Consider the following 17650-nt stretch of genomic DNA (forward strand, 5'->3'; position numbering starts at 1 on the left):
GCCCTAGAGCAAGGGGGCCGGCAACGTGGCATAGCCGTCGGGCAGGTCTTCATGGAAGGCATGCCCCGCTTGCTTCGATTGCTTGACGTGGTACATGGCGCGGTCGGCCGCGCGCTGCAACTCGACCAGGTTGCGCCCATCTTGCGGGTAGCGGGCAATGCCCAGGCTGGCCTGGACCTGCAGGCTGACGTGCTGCCAAGCCACAGGCTGCTGCACCGCTTGCCACAAGCGCTCGGCCAGCTGGGCCAGGTTGGGCCGTTCATGCACCTCGGCCAGCAAGATCACGAACTCATCGCCGCCCAGGCGGGCCACCAGGTCCCCCGGCCGCAACTGCGCCTGCAAGCGCTGCCCCACCGCCATCAGCACCGCGTCACCGGCCTCGTGTCCATGCTGGTCGTTGATGGGCTTGAAGCGGTCCAGGTCCAGCAGCATGAGCGCATGGGGCTTGGAGCCGACCAGCAGGCGGGCCGCTGCCTGGGCCAGACCTGCGCGGTTGGCCAGACCGGTCAGGCTGTCGGTTTCCGCCGCAATCGCCAGTTGTTCGGCACGCTGGTTCAGCTCACGCTGGGCCCGTCGCATGACGCGGATGCGGGTGCCCAAGGCGACCGAAAACACCACCAACTCGGCTGCCACGCCCAGCTGCAGCGCATTGAGGTGCAGCGGCGTCCAGCTCAGCACGCCGCGGTTGGACAGAATCAGCAAGAACACCGCCCCAAACAGAAACAAGAGCCCGGCGATGTACAAGCCCGCCGGTTTGAAACCCCGGCGAAAACCAATCACCGCCCCCACCAAGGCGGCCACCGCGCCCATCATGGCGCCCAACTCGGTGGCCATGACCAGCCAGGGCAAATGGTCAAAGCCAGCGACCGCCACGGCCAGCAACTGCAGCCCGATCAAGGCCGCCAAAAAGCGATCGATCCAGGGCGCAAAGCGCGCCAAGTCCAAAAAGCGCCGCGCGAACAAGGCCCCGCCGATGATCCAGAACGCCGGGGCCAGCACATACGACCACTCCGCCAGGGGCGGTTGGTCGGGCCACAGGTAGCGCGCAGCATGGCCATTGAAGTTGGCAATCGAGAGCAGGGCAAAAAAGCAGTTCAGCAGGTAGTAGCCATAGACCCGGTCGCGGAACAGCAGCATCAAGGCAAAGTTGTAGACCAGCATGCCCAGCAAGATGCCGTAGCTCAGGCCGTCGAACAAACGCTTGCTCTGCACCCCAGCCAGGTAGTCGCCCGTGTCCCAGGCACTCAGCGCGTAAATCTGCCCGACGCGCGAGACCGCCCGCACGTAGACCGTGACCTCCCCGGGCGACTGCAGGCGAAAGCGGTACACCATGCGCTCGGCCTGCAGGGGCCGGGTGCTGAAGGGGTAGGCGATGCCGGTGTGCACGGGCTCCGCCAAGGCCTGGCCCTGCGCGTCATACGGACCGTAAAAACTCAGTTCGCGGGCGGCCACGGAGGGCACCGCAATCAGCCAGTCGCCATCGCTGCCCGTTTGCCGCAGGCGCACCTGGAACCAATAGGCCCGGGGGTCCATGGCCGAGCGCACGGGCGCGGCAGGGTAGGCAAAGCGTGGCTGGTGCGCCGGGCTGCGCACATCGTCAATTTGCAAGGTGCCGGAGTCGTCGATGAGGACCCCCAGCGCGCCGCTCAAGGCCACACCCTCGGGGCCAGCCCGCAGGGTCATCACGGGCGGGTCGACCCGGGAGGGCGCCAGCGCTTGGGCCTCTGCCTGGCCCCAGCCCCCAGCCAACAGCCAGGCCAGCAAGAGCAAGCCAGCCCCCCAAGCCAACTGGCTCAGACGCCCCCTGGCAGCCGCCCAGGGCGCAGGGCGGACGCGCACCAGGGTCCGCAGGAGACCAGGAAAAAGCCGCGCTTGCATGCCCTAAGTGTAAAAGAGTGCAACACGCCACAAACCCAGGCCGTGGCATCATTCAAGCCCCCATTCCACCCCCGGGCCGCGATGGCCCAGCGGCTGCGGCCCAACCCCTCCTTGGAGACCCCCATGCTCAAACTGGTGATCGGCAACAAGAACTACTCCTCCTGGTCGATGCGGCCCTGGGTGCTGCTGCGCCAGGCCGGCATCGAGTTCGAGGAGGTCAAGGTGCGCTTTGACTCGTTCGCGCCAGACTCCAGCTTCAAGCGCGCCCTGGCCCAGCTCAAGGTCGCCGGCAAAGTGCCCGTGCTGCTGGACGGCGACCTGGCTATCTGGGACACCTTGTCCATCGCCGAATACGTGGCGGAGAGCTTCCCTGAAAAAGCCTTGTGGCCCAGCGATCGCAAGGCCCGCGCCCATGCCCGCAGCCTGTGCGCGGAAATGCACTCGGGCTTCACCGCCTTGCGCAGCCACTGCCCCATGAACATCGAAGCCCACCTGCCCGACATCGGCGCCCTGGTCTGGCGCGACCAAGCCGGCGTGCGCGCCGACGTGGAGCGTCTGAGCACCCTGTGGACCGACGCCCTGGCCGCCCACGGTGGCCCCATGCTGTTTGGCGAGTTCAGCGTGGCCGATGCTTTTTTTGCACCGGTCTGCATGCGCTTGCACACCTATGCCCTGCCCTTGCCCGAGCCCGTGGCCGCCTATGTGCAGCGCGTGCGCGACCTGCCCGGCGTGCAGGCTTGGATCAACGACGCCCTGGCGGAACAGGACTTCCTCGACTTTGAGGAACCCTACCGCGTCCAGCGCTGACACGGAGCCCCCTGACGATGGAGATCTACCTGGTCGGTGGCGCGGTGCGCGACGCGCTGTTGGGGCTGCCGGTGCAGGACCGCGACTGGGTCGTGGTCGGCGGCACGCCTGAAGCCATGGGTGCGCAAGGCTTTGTGCCGGTGGGCAAAGACTTCCCGGTCTTCTTGCACCCCCTCACCCACGAGGAATACGCCCTGGCCCGCACCGAGCGCAAAAGCGGACACGGCTACAAGGGCTTTGCCGTGCAGGCCTCGCCCGAGGTCACCTTGGAAGACGACCTGGCACGCCGCGACCTGACCATCAACGCCATCGCCCAAGCCCTGCACCCTGACCTGGCCAGTGGCCGCTTGCCCGAATCCCAGCCCGGCCCGGGCCACCTGATCGACCCCTGGGGCGGTGAGCGCGACCTGCACGCGCGGGTGCTGCGCCATGTGACGCCAGCCTTCCGCGAAGACCCGGTGCGCATCCTGCGCCTGGCCCGCTTTGCCGCCCGATTTGCCGACTTCAGCGTGGCCCCCGAGACCCTGGACCTGATGCGCGAGATGGTGGACGACGGCGAAGTCGACCACCTGGTGCCCGAGCGGGTCTGGCAAGAGATGGCGCGCGGCCTGATGGCCGATCGGCCCTCGCGCATGTTCGAGGTGCTGCGCGCCTGTGGCGCCCTGAAGCGCCTGCTGCCCGAGCTGGACCGCCTGTGGGGCGTGCCCCAGCGCGCCGACTACCACCCCGAAATCGACACCGGCGTGCACGTCATGATGGTGTTGGACATGGCCGCCCGCCTGAAAGCCCCCTTGGCCGTGCGCTATGCCTGCCTGGGCCACGATCTGGGCAAGGGCAACACCCCTGCCGATGTGCTGCCACGCCACATCGGGCACGAAGAACGCAGCGCGCGCCTGCTGAAGCACGTCAGCGCCCGACTGCGCGTGCCGCTGGACTGCAAGGAGCTGGCCGACGTGGTGGCACGCGAGCACGGCAACCTGCACCGCAGCCTGGACTTGGGCGCCGCCGCCCTGATGCGCTTGCTGGAGCGCTGCGATGCGATCCGCAAACCAGCCCGCTTTGAAGACATCTTGCTGGCCTGCGAATGCGATGCCCGGGGCCGCCTGGGCCAATCCGAGGCCGCCTACCCGCAGGCGGCCCGGCTGCGCCAGGCCCTGGCCGCCGCCCTGTCGGTGGACACCGCCCCGGTGGCCGCCCAGGCCGCGGCGCGGGGCCTGCAAGGCCAGGCCGTGGGCGCGGCCGTGCAGCAAGCGCGCAGCCAGGCCGTGGCCCAGGGCCTGGGCCTGCACGCGGACTGAGCCCCGCCAACAAAAAGCCGGCGCAAGGCCGGCTCGGTGGGGTCCAACGGCCCCTGCCAACGGGGCGCTGAGCTCAACGCCAACGGCGGCCACCTCCGTGGTAGCCCCCGTGGTAGGCACCGCGCCAACTGCCGGCCCAGTAACCCAGGCCCAACCCCAGGCCCAGTGTGACCGCCGGGGTGACTGCCGGGTAATAGGTCGGCGCCACGTAGTAGGGCTGCGAATACACCACCGGCGCGTAAGTCGTGTAGGTGGTGGGGTAGACAGTCTGGGTCACCACCGCATTGGGGTCGGTGTAGACCGGCTGGGTGTAGGTGGGTTGGGCGTAAGCCGGCGGGCTGTAGGCCGCCGACGGGTTGCTGGCCCCTTGCACCACCGGGTTGACCTGCAGCTGCACGGTCTGACCGGGGTCGTTGGCCATCATGGCGGTGTACTGGCGGCCACCGTATTCGTAGACCACGTTGTAGCCGACCTGGCGGTTTTCGTAGACGGTTTGCGTGCTGCATTGCGGCACCTGGGCCACCTGCGTCGCGCCTGCGCCTTCGATGTGATCACCCAACATGGCGCCGCCCATGAGGCCGGCCGCCGTGGCCACGGCCCGGCCCGCACCGCCGCCCAGGGCATTGCCGATCGCGCCGCCTGCCACAGCCCCCATCAAAGCGCCAGCGCCGGACTTGGGCGCCTGCACCACCATGGGGGCGGTGCCGCAGCTTTGTTGTTGCACCGCCACCGGCTGGATCACCGGGGTGGACGAGATGACGCGGCCCGTCTCTTGGGCCTGGACGGCACCGGTGGCAGCCAGCAGGCTGGCACTGAGGATCAGCAGTTTGTTCATAAGAAACCTCGGTCGGTTAGGACGCTGGGATGCCGATTTTGAGGACAAAACCGGCCCACAGTTCAACGCTGGGTGTGTAAAGAAATCCGGCACCTGGCCCTCAAGGGGCGCCTTGGGCACGGAGATCCGACGCCAGCGGCAGGTCCCAGCGCCCGGCCGCGTTCTTCAGCAATTGTCCCACCGCCAGCAATTGGCGGTTGCGCACGCTGGTCAAGGTGTTTTCGGCCGCCAATGCGGTGGCCTGGGCCGTGATCACGTTGAGGTAGCTCACGGTGCCCGCCTTGTACTGGTTGCTGACGATGTCCAGCGCACGCTGCGCCGCCGCCAGGGCCTCGGACTGCACCTGGGCCTCCTGGGCCAGGGCGTCCGCAGCGACCAGGTTGTCTTCGACTTCCTGGAAGGCGGTCAGCACGACCTGGCGGTAGTTGGCAGCCGCCTGATCCACCGCCAGCCAGGCCTGGCGCGTGGCGGCTTCACGCCCGCCCGCATCGAACAAGGCCAAGGCCATGCTGGGGCCCAGGGACCAGAAGCGGTGCGGCAGGCTGACCAAGTCCGACCATTGGTTGGCCCGGTAACCGCTGCTGGCCGACAGGGTCAGCGAGGGGAAGAAGGCCGCGCGCGTCACGCCGACCTGGGCATTGGCCGCGGCCACCCGGCGCTCGGCCGCCGCGATGTCCGGTCGGCGCTGCAACAGGCTGGCGGGCAAAAGGCGCGGCGCGGCCGGGGCCGCGGGCAGGCGCGCCGTCTCGGCCAGGCGGAAGTTGGCTGGGGCCTGGCCCAGCAGCACCGCCAGCGCGTGCTCCAGTTGGGCCCGCTGCAGGCGCAGCTCGATCAACTGGGCCTGGGCCGACTTGAGCTGGGTCTGGGCCTGGGCCACGTCGGCCGCGCCCGCCACCCCAGCGCTGTAGCGGTTTTGCGTCAGGCGCAGCGACTGCTCATAGGCCTGCACGGCTCGCGCCAGGCTTTGGCCCTGGGTCTCGATGCTGCGCAAGGAAAAATAGGTCTGGGCCACGGTCACCTGCAAGGACAGGCGCGCCGCCAGCAAGTCGCCCCGGCTGGCCTGCAACTGGCTGCGCGAGGCCTCGTTGGCGCTGGCCAGGCGGCCCCACAAATCGGTGTCCCAGCTGGCGTTGGCGCTGAGTGAGAACACATTCACCGGCGCCACCGAGCCGCTGGTGCCGGTGCTGTTGGTGGTGCCACTGACGCTGCGCGTCGCCCCCAGCGCCCCCGTGACCGTGGGCAGCTGGGCCGCGCGGCTGATCACCACCGCCGCCTCGGCCGATCGGTACTGGGCCACCACCGCTTGCAGGCTTTGGTTGTTCACCACCACCTGGGCCTGCAGCTCGCTGAGCACCGGGTCCTGGAACTGGGCCCACCAGTCGTCCAGCACGTCGGGGCTTTGGGCCTGCGCGTCCTGCCAGGCCGCTTCCTTGAACGCGGTGGGCGTGCTCAGTTCAGGACGCTGGTAAACGGGGGCTTGCGAACAGGCCGACAGCAGCGCCAGCGTCAGCGCGCTGGCGGCCAGGGGCAGGCCGCGCGGCACGGCCAGATTCAGAGGGGCAAAAGACGTCATGGTGCGGCACTTTCAAGCGGCGGGGCCGGCAGGACCGGGGTCGCCTGCGCGGGTGGTCGGCGACGGCGCCAGCGCTGACGCAGGCGGTCCATGCAGACAAACACCACCGGCGTGGTGTAGAGGGTGAGCAACTGGCTGAACAACAGGCCACCGACGATGGCGATGCCCAGCGGGCGGCGCAGCTCGGCGCCATCGCCAGCGCCCAGCGCCAGCGGCACCGCGCCAAAAATGGCGGCCACCGTGGTCATCAGGATGGGGCGCACGCGCAACTGGCAGGCACGGTAGATGGCCTGGGCGGCGCTGAGTTGCAGGCCCTTGAGCTCGGCCTCGCGCTGCCGCGTGATGGCGAAGTCCAGCATCATGATGGCGTTCTTTTTGACGATGCCAATCAGCAAGATCACCCCGATCAGGGCGATGATGGAGAACTCGGTGTCGGTCAGCATCAGCGCCAGCAGCGCGCCCACGCCCGCCGACGGCAAGGTCGACAAGATGGTGATGGGGTGGATCAGGTTCTCGTACAGGATGCCCAGCACCAGGTAGATGGTGACCAGGGCCGCGAGGATGAGAAAGGGCTGGCTTTCCATGGACTTCTGGAAGGCCCCCGCCGTGCCGCCAAAGCGGCCCCGCACGCTGACAGGCACGCCCAGCGCGGCGACCGTGTCTTCGATGGCCGCCGTGGCCTGCGACAGCGACACCCCGGGCGCCAGCGCGAAGCTGATGGTGGTGTCGGGCGCGCCGCCCTCGTGCGTGACCGACAGTGGGGTGTTGGTCAGCTCGACCTTGGCAAAGGCCGACAGCGGCACCTGCGCCCCCGTGCTGGAGGTGAAGCGCAGCTGCATCAGCGACTCGGGCGACTGCTGGTACTCGGTGGCCAGCTCCATCACCACGCGGTATTGGTTGAGCGGGTTGTAGATCACCCCCACCTGACGCTGGCCAAAAGCGTCGTTCAAGGTGGTGTCGATGTTGCTCATGCTCAGGCCCAGGCGGGTGGCCGCATCGCGGTCGATCACCAGCGAGTTCTGCAAGCCCTTTTCCTGCATGTCGGAGTTCACGTCCAGCAGCTCGGGCAGCTGCATGACGGCGCGGCGGATGCGTGGCTCCCAGGCGCGCAAGTCCTCCAGCGTGTCGGCCAGCAAGGTGTACTCGTACTGTGAATTGGACTGGCGCGCGCCGATGCGGATGTCCTGCACTGGGTTCAGGAACAGGTTGGCGCCGGGCTCGCTGGCCAGCTTGCCGCGCAGGCGGTTGATCACCTGGTCAGCGCTGACCTGGCGCTCGGCCAAGGGCTTGAGCGAGACAAACATCGAGGCCGTGTTGCGCTGGCCGCCCCCCGTGAAGCCACTGACCGAGGCCACGGCCGGGTCGGCCCGCACGATGTTCATGAAGCGGTCCAGCCGGCGCTGCATGGCCTGGAAGGACGTGGCTTGGTCGGCGCGGATGTTGCCCACAATGCGCCCTGTGTCCTGCTGCGGGAAGAAGCCCTTGGGCACCTCGCGGTACAGGTAGACATTGAGCCCCACCACCCCGGCCAACAACAGCAGGGTCACCGGTTGCCAGCGCATGGCCAGGGCCAGCGAGCGCCGGTAGGCGCGCTGCAGGGCGCGCCGAAAACGCAGGCCCCAGCGCGCCCAGCGCCCGGGCGCGGCGACTGGCGCGTGCGGCTTGAGCAAGACCGCGCACATCATGGGCGTGGTGCTGAGCGAAATCAGCATCGACACCAGGATGGCCACCGACAGCACCACCGCGAACTCACGGAACAGCCGCCCCACCACCCCGCCCATGAGCAGCACCGGAATGAACACCGCGATCAGCGAGATGCTGATCGACAGCACCGTGAAGCCGATCTCGCGGCTGCCCGCCAGTGCCGCCTCCAGCGGGCGCTTGCCGCGCTCGATGTGGCGCGAGATGTTCTCCAGCACCACGATGGCGTCGTCCACCACAAAGCCGGTGGCCACGGTGAGCGCCATCAGCGACAGGTTGTCCAGGCTGTAGCCGCACAGGTACATGACGCCAAAGGTGCCGGCCAGCGAGGCGGGCACGGCCACGCTGGGGATCAGGGCCGAACGGAAGTGGCGCAGGAAGACGAACACCACCAGGATCACCAAGCCGATGGAGATGATCAGCGAGCGCTCCACCTCGCGCAGCGAGGCGCGGATGGTGGGGGTGCGGTCGACCACCACGTCGAGGTCGATGGCGCTGGGGATGGAGGCGCGCAGCTGCGGCAGCAGGCGGCGCACCTCGTCCACGGTTTCGATGATGTTGGCGCCGGGCTGCTTGTAGAGGATGAGCAGGATGGAGGGCTTGCCGTTGGCGGCGCCGTAGTTGCGCACGTCCTGCACCGAGTCGATGACCTCACCCACGTCGCGCAGGCGAATGGCGTTGCCGTTGGCGTAGCGCAGCACCAGGGGGGCGTACTCGGCGGCGGTGAAGGCCTGGTCGTTGGCGCCGATCTGCCAGCTGCGCTGGCCGTCTTCGAGCGTGCCTTTGGGCCGGTTGGTGTTGGTGGCGACCAGGGCGGCGCGCACGCTGTCGATGGCGATGCCGCTGGCGGCCAGGCGATTCGGGTCCAGCTCCACACGCACGGCCGGCAGGGCGCCGCCGCCGACGATGACCTGGCCCACGCCCGTGACCTGGGCCAGGCGTTGGGCCAGCACGGTGGAGGCGGCGTCGTACATCTGGCCGCGCGCCAGCACGTCGGAGGTCAGGGCCAGGATCATGACCGGCGCATCCGCCGGGTTGACTTTGCGGTAGGTGGGGTTGCTGGGCAGGCCGCTGGGCAACAGGGCGCGCGAGGCGTTGATGGCCGCCTGCACGTCGCGTGCGGCACCGTTGATGTCACGGTCCAGCTCAAACTGCAGGGTGACTCGGGTGTTGCCCAGGGAGGACGACGAGGTGATTTCCGACACCCCGGCGATGCTGCCCAGGGCGCGCTCCAGCGGCGTGGCCACGGTGGTGGCCATGGTTTCGGGGCTGGCGCCAGGCAGGCTGGCCGAGACCGAGATGGTGGGGAAGTCGACCTGGGGCAGCGGGGCGACGGGCAGCAGGAAGAACGCAATGATGCCGGCCAGCAGGATGCCCATGGTGATCAGGGTGGTCGCGATGGGGCGGCGGATGAAGGGCTCGGAGAAGTTCATGGGATGAGCCTCTCAGGGGTGCGGTAGGCCTTGCCAGCGAAAGGGGTGGCCTGTCCGATCTGGGCTGTTTTGCTGTTGCTGTTGCTGTTGCTGTTGCTGTTGCTGTTGGCGATGTTGACTGGAAGACAAGGGAACGCCCTTCGCTTCGCTCTGAACACGCGGTGCGCTGGCTGATGGTAGAGGCCGGGAGGGCGCCCCGGCAGGCGCCTCACTTTCTTTGCTTCGCCAAAGAAAGTAAGCAAAGAAAGGCGACCCGAAGTCAGGGCCGCTGCGCGGTCCCCTGCGCTGCTCACACCAGGGGGGGGCCCGCGAAACTCGCTTCGCTCAAACAGTCGCGTGTCCTCATCCCCCTGGCGCTGCGCTGCTCGGCCCTGCCCCACGGGACAAGCGGGATCGGACGAGCTCACCACCGCACTGGCGATGCTTTTCGGGGTGACGGTGTTGAGGCAGGCGCCGCTGCGCAGCAGCAGGCGTTGGGGCCCGTGTTCGACTTCCCGTGTCACCCGGCGAGCAGCGCAGGCCGGGGCGGGAAAAGGGCTCGCGACTGTTTGAGCGAAGCGAGTTTCGCGAGACCCCGCCCTGGCCGAGCAGCGCAGCGGACCCTGCGCAGCAGGGCGGGTGAGTCGGGTCGCTTTTCTTTGCTTACTTTCTTTGGCGAGACAAAGAAAGTGAGTCGGCCGCCGGGCCGAAATCCCGGCCTCCGCCCTCAACGAAAGCACTGCTTGTTCAAAGCGAAGCGAAGGGCAGGAAAGCAAGCCAAAGCCAAACCAAGCACTCATACCCGCCCCTCACGCCACCGCTGCGCCATCCCAGCAAACGCCAGGTAAATCACCGGCGTGGTGAACAGGGTCAGCAACTGGCTGACGATCAGACCGCCCACCATCGTCACCCCCAGCGGGTGCCGCAGCTCGCTGCCCGTGCCACTGCCCAGCATCAAGGGCAAAGCCCCCAGCAGGGCCGCCAAGGTGGTCATCAGAATCGGTCGAAAGCGCAGCAAGCAGGCCTGGTAAATGGCCTCGCGCGGGGCCAGGCCCTGCTCACGCTCGGCCTCCAGCGCGAAGTCGATCATCATGATCGCGTTCTTCTTCACGATGCCAATCAGCAAGATCACCCCAATGATGGCGATGATGCCCAGCTCCAGCCGCGCGGCCAGCAGGGCCAGCAAGGCCCCCACCCCGGCGGAGGGCAAGGTGGACAGAATCGTCACCGGGTGGATGTAGCTCTCGTACAGCACGCCCAACACGATGTACATCGTGACCACCGCCGCCAGGATCAGCAGCAAGGTGTTGGTCAGCGAGGCCTGGAAGGCCAGCGCCGCCCCCTGGAAACCCGTCTCCACGCTGATGGGCAAATCCATCGCGGCCTGCTCGGCCTTGATCGCGTCCACCGCCTCACCCAAGGACGCGCCCGGGCCCGCGTTGAAGGAAATCGTCACCGACGGAATCTGCCCCGCGTGGTTCACGGCCAGCGCCACCGGTCGCTCGCTGACCCGGGCCACCGCGCTCATGGGCACCTGCACGCCGCTGCTCGACGTCACGTACAAATGCTGCAGGGCCGACGGCCCCAGCTTGTAGCGCGGCGCCACCTCCAGCACCACGCGGTATTGCGTGGTCTGGGTGAAGATGGTCGAGATCAGGCGCTGGCCAAAGGCGTTGTAGAGCACCGCATCAATGCCCGCCACCGTCACCCCCAGGCGCCCGGCGGCGTCGCGGTCGATCTCCACCCAGGCCTGCAGGCCCTGGTCTTGCAGGTCGCTGGCCACGTCGGCCAGCTCGGGGCGCTTTTTGAGCCGCGCCACCAGCTCACGCGCGGCCACGCCCAGCTCGTCGATGCGCGGCGAGGACATCATGAACTGGTACTGGGTGCGCGAGATGCGGTCTTCGATGGTCAGGTCCTGCACCGGCTGCATGTACAGCGCGATGCCAGGCACCGCCTGCAGCTGGGTCGACAGGCGCCGGATCACCTCGCTGGCCGTCGCATCGCGCTCTTCGCGCGGCTTGAGGTTGATCAGCATGCGCCCGGCGTTCAAGGTGGCGTTGGCCCCATCCACCCCGATGAAGGACGACAGGCTTTGCACCGCCGGGTCTTTGAGCACCTGCTCGGCCAGGGCCTGCTGGCGCTCGGACATGGCGGCAAACGAGGTGTCTTGCGAGGCCTCGGTGATGGCCTGGATCACGCCCGTGTCCTGCACCGGGAAAAAGCCCTTGGGCACCCAAAGGTAGAGCAAGGCCGTCAAGCCCAGGGTGGCGGCAAAGGCCAGCAGGGTCAGGCCCTGGCGGTCCAGCACCCAGGTCAGCATGCGGCCATAGCCCGCGATCATGCGGTCAAAGAAACGGCCCGTGGCCTGGTACAGGCGGCCGTGGCTTTCTTCGGGCGTGTGGCGCAGGATGCGCGCGCACAGCATGGGCGTGAGGGTCAGCGACACCACCGCCGAGATCAGGATGGACACCGCCAACGTGATGGCGAATTCATGGAACAGGCGCCCCACCACGTCGGCCATGAACAGCAGCGGGATCAGCACGGCGATCAGCGAGATGGTCAGCGAGATGATGGTGAAGCCAATTTGCTTGCTGCCCTTGAGCGCGGCCTCCAGCGGGGACTCGCCCTCCTCCACATAGCGAGCGATGTTCTCGATCATCACGATGGCATCGTCCACCACAAAGCCGGTGGCAATCGTCAGCGCCATCAAGGTCAGGTTGTTGATCGAGAACCCCGCCAGGTACATGACGCCAAAGGTGCCCACCAGGGACAGCGGCACCGCCACACCCGGGATCAGGGTGGCCGGCACGCTGCGCAGGAAGACAAAGATCACCATCACCACCAGGGCCACGGCCAGCATCAGTTCAAACTGCACGTCGGCCACCGAGGCGCGGATGGTGACGGTGCGGTCGGTCAGCACCTGCACATCGACCGAGGCCGGCAAGGTGGCCTTGAGCTGGGGCAGCAAGGCCTGGATGCGGTCCACGGTTTCGATCACATTGGCGCCGGGCTGCCGCTGCACATTCAGGATCACACCGGGCTGCAGGTCGGCCCAGGCGGCCAGGCGCAGGTTCTCGGCGTCGTCGACCACGGCCGCCATATCCTTGAGGCGGATCGGGTTGCCGTTTTTGTAGGCCAGGATCAGGTTGCTGTACTCGGCCGCCGACTTGAGCTGGTCGTTCGCGTCCACCGTGGAGGCGCGCGAGTAGCCGTCAAAACTGCCCTTGGCCTGGTTCACGTTGGCTGCCGTGATGACGGTGCGCACATCCTCCAGCGACAGGCCGGCCGAGGCCAGCGCCACCGGGTCGGCCTGGATGCGCACGGCCGGGCGCCGCCCACCCGCGATGGCCACCAGGCCCACGCCCGACACCTGCGAGATCTTCTGCGCCACGCGCGACTCCACCAGGTCATGCACGCGGATCACGGGCAAGGTCTTGGAGGTGATGGCCAGGGTCAGGATGGGCGCGTCGGCCGGGTTCACCTTGCTGTAGGTGGGCGGCATCGGCAGGTCGCTGGGCAGCAGGTTGCTGCCGGCGTTGATGGCGGCCTGCACCTGCTGCTCGGCCACGTCCAGGGTGACATCCAGCGTGAAGCGCAAGGTGATGACCGAGGCCCCGCCCGAACTGGTGGACGACATTTGCGACAGGCCCGGCATCTGGCCGAACTGGCGCTCCAGCGGCGCGGTGACGGCCGAGGTCAGCACGTCCGGGCTGGCGCCGGGGTAGAGGGTGGTGACCTGGATGGTGGGGTAATCCACCTCAGGCAAGGCCGACAAGGGCAGCAGCCGGTAGGCCAGCAAGCCCACCAGCAGCATGGCCACCATCAGCAAGGAAGTGGCCACCGGGCGCAGGATGAACAGGCGGGACAGGTTCATGCGCTCAGCCCCCGCCGCTCAGACCGGCGGCACGCAACAACAGAAGGCGGCATGGCTCAGCCCCCGCTTTCGCGCTGCTGGCGACGCTCGCGCAGCTTTTGCAAATAGGCTTTGCGCTCTTCGGGCGGCATGGCCATGAGCTTGTCCACCAGCTCTGGCGGCAGGCGGTCCATCCAGGCCGGTCGGCCGCCGGCGGCGGTGCTGTCCGCGCCCGGCGCTGGGGCCGCAGGCGCTACCGCACTGGCGCCAGCGGGGTCCTTGGCCGCAGCGGCGGCGGGCGGGCTGCCCGGCGCCGTGGCAGAGGCCGCGGTCGATGCCGGGGCCGCTGTGGCCGCCCCGGAGGCCCCAGAGGCGGCGCCCGCTGCTGGTTGGCCCGTGCCCGAAGCCGCGCCCCCCTTGCCCGCCGCCCCGGCACCGCCGCCGGCGCGGTTGCGGTTGGCGGCGATCACCTCGACCTTGGCGCCTTCGCGCAGGCGGTCCGCGCCGTCGGTGACCAGGCGGTCGCCCGGCTGGACCTCGCCCTCGATGGCCACCCAGTCGCCATCGACCGCGCCGACCACCACCTTGCGCAGGCTGACGGTGCTGTCTTCCTTGATCAGGTAGACAAAGGTGCCCATGCTGCCGCGTTGGATCGCGTTGTTGGGCACGGCCAAGGCCTGGCTCAAGGTCTTGAGCTGCAAACGGATGTTGACGAACTGGTTCGGGAACAGGCTGCCATCGGCATTGGCCAGTTCGGCCTTGAGCTTGATGGTGCCGGTGGTGGCGTCGATGGCGTTGTCGGTGGTGGTGACCCGGCCTTGGGCCAGGCGGTTGCGCTGCTCGCGGTCCCAGGCCTCGACCGCCAGACCGCCGCTCTTGAGCTGGCGGTTGATCTGCGGCAGGTGGATTTCAGGCACCGCAAACACCACGGCCACCGGCTGGGTCTGGGTGATGCTGACCAGGCCCGTGGCGTCGCTGGAGCGCACGGTGTTGCCCAGGTCCACCAGGCGCAGGCCCAGGCGGCCACTGATGGGCGCGGTGATGCGGGTGTAGGACAGCTGCAGCTTGGCGTTGTCCACCTGCGCCTGGTCGGTCTGCACCGTGCCGCGCAACTGGGCGACCAGGGCCTCTTGGGTGTCGACCTGCTGGCGCGCGATCGAGTCCTTGGCCAGCAAGTCCTTGTAGCGGGCCAGGTCCAGTTCGGCATTGCGCAGCAGGGCCGCGTCGCGCGCCAACTGGCCTTGCACTTGAGCCAGGGCCACCTCATAGGCGCGGGGGTCGATTTCGGCCAGCAAATCACCGGCCTTGACCTGCTGCCCCTCGCGGAACAGGATGCGGCGCAATTCGCCATCCACGCGCGAGCGCACCGTGGCGGTGTTGAGCGCGGTGACATTGCCGATCGCCGCCACCGTGACCCGCACATCCTGCAAGCGCGCGGCCTGGGCCGACACGGGTTGGGTGCGGTTACCGCCAGGCCGGCGCCCCGGTCCTCCGGCGCCGGCGCCCCCCGGCGGAGCGCTGGCACTGCCCTCGGCGCCATCGGCGCCGGCGCTGCGGCTCTTCCAGTACCAGGCGCCGCCCGCTGCGCCAGCGAGCAGCAGGATCAACAGCGCCCAAAGCACCGCCCGTGAGCGCCGCCGCCGGGGCCCGCCCGGCGCCGCAGACGCACCCGCCGGGCTCAAGGGCCGGGTCGCCGATGCAAGCGGCGCCAAGGCGCTGGGTTCAGAACGGGGGGTGGAATCAGCAGCTTCGGTCATGGGCAGACAGTCAAACGACGGGCAAGGCCGAGGAAAAAGAAAGAGAAATCACCCCGCGCCGCCGCACCGCACCCGCTGCCCAGCGGGGCATGGCGGGCGCGCGGAACACGCAGCAACGAGGGGAACATTCGGTCATGGGGAGGCAGGCGCCAGCATCGCACACCCTCGGCCCAGGCCGGCGGGGCGCGCCAAACAGAAATACTAAGCGCCGTTTGTCTCAGATTTGGTACAGCCAACCCCGGTTTTACCTGGGTTTTACGGCCCAGCGCCGGTCAGGGGTCTTCTGGGGCTGGCGGCTTGGGGGCCTGCCGCCAGCCAGCCATGGCTCAAAGCCAGCGCGCCAGCACGCTGTAGGCAAAGCTCAACAGCAGGGTCGAGGTGAGCGGAATCTGCCACTCGCGGCCCATGAAGCGGAAGTGGAAGTCGCCAGGCAAGCGCCCAAAGCCCAGCTTGCGCAGCCAAGGCGAGATGCCGCTGAACAGCACCAGCACCAACAAAGTGACCAGAATCCAGCGCACCACGGCTTACAGCCTGTGCGTGCGGTCGCCGCGCACAAAACCCATCGGCGTCCAGTCCGGCGGCGTGCCGCGGCCCAGGGCGATGACCTTGAAGAACTCCCCCATCTCGTGCTCGTTGATGAGCTTGAGCACCTGCCCACGCTGCACCAGGTCGCCCTCGCCCTGCAAGTCCAGCAGGCCGCAGTTCAGCAGAAAGTGCGCCTGGGTGGTGTAGCCCAGGATGGCCAGATCGGCCTCTTGCGCCGCCACCCCGATGCCGGTGAAGTTGACGTGGGCGGTGATGTCCTTGAGGCCCGGGTCGGCCAGCGGGTTGTCGTCGGCCACATGGGCTCGGTGGCACATCACGGTGCCCATGTGGCGCTGCGGGTGGTAGTACTCACTCTCACCGAAACCATAGTCAATCAAGAAAATGGCACCGCACTCCAGGCGGTCGGCCAGGGTGCGGACAAAGGCCTCGCCCTGGGGGTGGATCTCGGTCAGGTAGTCGTGCGGGCCCTCGATGTCCAGCGGCGGGCGCAAGGCGGTCGGCCGGTCAGCCCAGGCCAGTTGGCCCTGGTGCACGGCCACGCCGCGCTCGTGCCAGACGCCCCCCACGCGGGCCAGCAGCTGCACCGGCATGGCGTCCAATACCTCGTTGCCCAGCACCACGCCGCGCAGGCGCTCGGGCAGTGCCTGCGCCCAGACCACGCGGTCGCCAAACCCGGCCAGGGCCTCTTGCTGGCGTTCGCGCAGGCTGCCCGACAGGTCGACGATGGTGTAGCGGCGCACCCGATCGCCCAAGGCTTCCAGCACCTGGCGCGCCAGCGCGCCCGAGCCGGCGCCAAACTCCCACAGCTCGTCGGTGCCGGTCACGTCCAGCGCCTCGGCCAGTTGGCGGGCCAGGGTGTGGCCAAACAGCGGCGACATTTCCGGCGCGGTGACGAAATCACTGCCCGAGCCAGGCAGGCTGCCGAACTTGCGGCTGTCGTTGGCGTAATAGCCCAGGCCCGGCGTGTACAGGGCGGCGGCCATGAACTGGTCAAAACCCATCCAGCCGCCCTGGTCGGGGATGTTGCGCAGCAACTGCGCCAGCAAGGGGTTGGCCGCCACGTCGGCGGGCGCAGAGGAAGGGGAGGAAGAAGAAGTGCTCACCCCGCTATTGTCCACGCGGGCGCCGCGCCCGCGGCCAGGCCGACGCGCCACAAAGCCCCGCACCAGCGCCGGGGCGGCAGGCGATGGACAATCCAGCCCATGAGCTCAAGCGACACCCCCACCTCCCCCCGCACTGTGTTGGTGACCGGCGCCGGCCGCCGACTGGGCCGCGAAGCCGCCCTGGAGCTGGCCCGCCACGGCTGGCGTGTGGCCGTGCATTGCCGCCAGTCCCGCACCGACGCCGATGAAACCGCGCGCCTGTGCAACGCCCTGACCCCGGGCGCCGTGGTGCTGGAGGCCGACTTGCAGGACGAAGCCGCCGTGCGCGAACTGGTGCCGCGCGCCGTCGCCGCGCTGGGCAGCCTGGAGGCGGTGGTCAACAACGCCTCGCTGTTCGAACACGACGACGCCGCCAGCTTCAGCTTTGCCAGCCTGGAGCAGCACCTGCGCAGCAACACCGGCGCCCCCATCTTGCTGGCCCAGGCCCTGCACCGCCATGTGCTGGCGCGCCAAGGCCAGGGCGTGGTGGTCAACCTGCTGGACCAAAAGCTCTGGAACCAGAACCCGGACTTCTTGAGCTACACCCTGTCCAAAGCCGCGCTGGAAGCCGCCAACACCATGCTGGCCCAGGCGCTGGCGCCGCAACTGCGCATCGTTGGCGTGGCGCCGGGCCTGACCCTGACCAGCCACATGCTCAGCGACGACAAATTTCAGCAACTGCATCGCCTGTCACCGCTGGGGCGCTCGTCTTCGCCAGCCGATGTGGTGGCCACGGTACGATTCGCGCTCGAGAACCGCTCCATCACCGGCACCACCTTGCTGGTCGATGGCGGTCAGCACCTGATGCGCTTCGAGCGCGATTTTTCGCTCATGTGAGCCCCAACCCG

Annotated in this window: 11 protein-coding genes; 3 read left to right on the forward strand and 8 right to left on the reverse strand. The window is 68.4% G+C overall.

Annotation, left to right across the window (positions count from 1 at the left end; genetic code table 11):
* Window positions 1-3: 3 nt before the first annotated feature.
* Window positions 4-1839, reverse strand: a complete 1836-nt coding sequence (locus tag PSQ39_RS02545) for a diguanylate cyclase (RefSeq protein ID WP_273925020.1) — start codon at window positions 1837-1839, stop codon at window positions 4-6.
* 162 nt (window positions 1840-2001) lie between these two features.
* Here PSQ39_RS02545 and PSQ39_RS02550 point away from each other — a divergent pair, with 162 nt between their 5' ends.
* Window positions 2002-2685, forward strand: coding sequence for a glutathione S-transferase family protein (locus PSQ39_RS02550; RefSeq protein ID WP_273925021.1), 684 nt, complete (start codon window positions 2002-2004; stop codon window positions 2683-2685).
* A gap of 17 nt (window positions 2686-2702) precedes the next feature.
* A complete protein-coding gene (locus tag PSQ39_RS02555) occupies window positions 2703-3983 on the forward strand; it encodes a multifunctional CCA addition/repair protein (RefSeq protein ID WP_273925022.1) in 1281 nt (426 codons plus the stop codon).
* 73 nt (window positions 3984-4056) lie between these two features.
* Here PSQ39_RS02555 and PSQ39_RS02560 read toward each other — a convergent pair whose 3' ends face one another.
* The 7 genes from PSQ39_RS02560 to PSQ39_RS02590 all read right to left on the reverse strand — a co-directional run bounded on the left by PSQ39_RS02560 (window position 4057) and on the right by PSQ39_RS02590 (window position 16661).
* On the reverse strand, window positions 4057-4818 hold the full coding sequence (locus tag PSQ39_RS02560) for a glycine zipper 2TM domain-containing protein (protein WP_273925023.1): 762 nt from the start codon (window positions 4816-4818) through the stop codon (window positions 4057-4059).
* Window positions 4819-4918: 100 nt separating this feature from the next.
* On the reverse strand, window positions 4919-6391 hold the full coding sequence (locus PSQ39_RS02565; RefSeq protein WP_273925024.1) for an efflux transporter outer membrane subunit: 1473 nt from the start codon (window positions 6389-6391) through the stop codon (window positions 4919-4921).
* Window positions 6388-9525 carry a multidrug efflux RND transporter permease subunit gene (locus tag PSQ39_RS02570; RefSeq protein WP_273925025.1) on the reverse strand — a complete coding sequence of 1046 codons (3138 nt, stop codon included), beginning with the start codon at window positions 9523-9525 and terminating at the stop codon, window positions 6388-6390. The genes PSQ39_RS02565 and PSQ39_RS02570 overlap by 4 nt, the downstream gene beginning before the upstream one ends.
* A 775-nt stretch (window positions 9526-10300) precedes the next feature.
* Entirely contained in the window at window positions 10301-13378 is a 3078-nt protein-coding gene (locus PSQ39_RS02575; protein ID WP_273925026.1) for an MdtB/MuxB family multidrug efflux RND transporter permease subunit, read from the reverse strand.
* A gap of 56 nt (window positions 13379-13434) precedes the next feature.
* Window positions 13435-15114: an MdtA/MuxA family multidrug efflux RND transporter periplasmic adaptor subunit gene (locus PSQ39_RS02580; protein ID WP_273925027.1), complete on the reverse strand. Its 1680-nt coding sequence runs from the start codon at window positions 15112-15114 to the stop codon at window positions 13435-13437.
* 326 nt (window positions 15115-15440) lie between these two features.
* Window positions 15441-15635, reverse strand: coding sequence for a DUF2905 domain-containing protein (locus PSQ39_RS02585; protein ID WP_273925028.1), 195 nt, complete (start codon window positions 15633-15635; stop codon window positions 15441-15443).
* A 3-nt stretch (window positions 15636-15638) separates the two neighbouring features.
* Entirely contained in the window at window positions 15639-16661 is a 1023-nt protein-coding gene (locus tag PSQ39_RS02590; RefSeq protein ID WP_337961396.1) for a class I SAM-dependent methyltransferase, read from the reverse strand.
* 201 nt (window positions 16662-16862) lie between these two features.
* On the opposite strand from PSQ39_RS02590, the gene PSQ39_RS02595 reads away from it, so the two are divergent.
* Window positions 16863-17639 carry an SDR family oxidoreductase gene (locus PSQ39_RS02595; protein WP_273925029.1) on the forward strand — a complete coding sequence of 259 codons (777 nt, stop codon included), beginning with the start codon at window positions 16863-16865 and terminating at the stop codon, window positions 17637-17639.
* Window positions 17640-17650 lie beyond the last annotated feature (11 nt).

The sequence above is a fragment of the Curvibacter microcysteis genome, assembly GCF_028649455.1.
Lineage (GTDB): Bacteria > Pseudomonadota > Gammaproteobacteria > Burkholderiales > Burkholderiaceae_C > Curvibacter > Curvibacter microcysteis.

Excerpts from the sequence above, each read along its gene's own strand:
- PSQ39_RS02570 (WP_273925025.1), bottom strand. The coding sequence starts at position 9,525 with ATGAACTTCTCCGAGCCCTTCATCCGCCGCCCCATCGCGACCACCCTG.
- PSQ39_RS02575 (WP_273925026.1), bottom strand. The coding sequence starts at position 13,378 with ATGAACCTGTCCCGCCTGTTCATCCTGCGCCCGGTGGCCACTTCCTTG.
- PSQ39_RS02560 (WP_273925023.1), bottom strand. The coding sequence starts at position 4,818 with ATGAACAAACTGCTGATCCTCAGTGCCAGCCTGCTGGCTGCCACCGGT.
- PSQ39_RS02595 (WP_273925029.1), top strand. The coding sequence starts at position 16,863 with ATGAGCTCAAGCGACACCCCCACCTCCCCCCGCACTGTGTTGGTGACC.
- PSQ39_RS02550 (WP_273925021.1), top strand. The coding sequence starts at position 2,002 with ATGCTCAAACTGGTGATCGGCAACAAGAACTACTCCTCCTGGTCGATG.
- PSQ39_RS02555 (WP_273925022.1), top strand. The coding sequence starts at position 2,703 with ATGGAGATCTACCTGGTCGGTGGCGCGGTGCGCGACGCGCTGTTGGGG.
- PSQ39_RS02580 (WP_273925027.1), bottom strand. The coding sequence starts at position 15,114 with ATGACCGAAGCTGCTGATTCCACCCCCCGTTCTGAACCCAGCGCCTTG.
- PSQ39_RS02565 (WP_273925024.1), bottom strand. The coding sequence starts at position 6,391 with ATGACGTCTTTTGCCCCTCTGAATCTGGCCGTGCCGCGCGGCCTGCCC.
- PSQ39_RS02590 (WP_337961396.1), bottom strand. The coding sequence starts at position 16,661 with ATGGGTTTTGACCAGTTCATGGCCGCCGCCCTGTACACGCCGGGCCTG.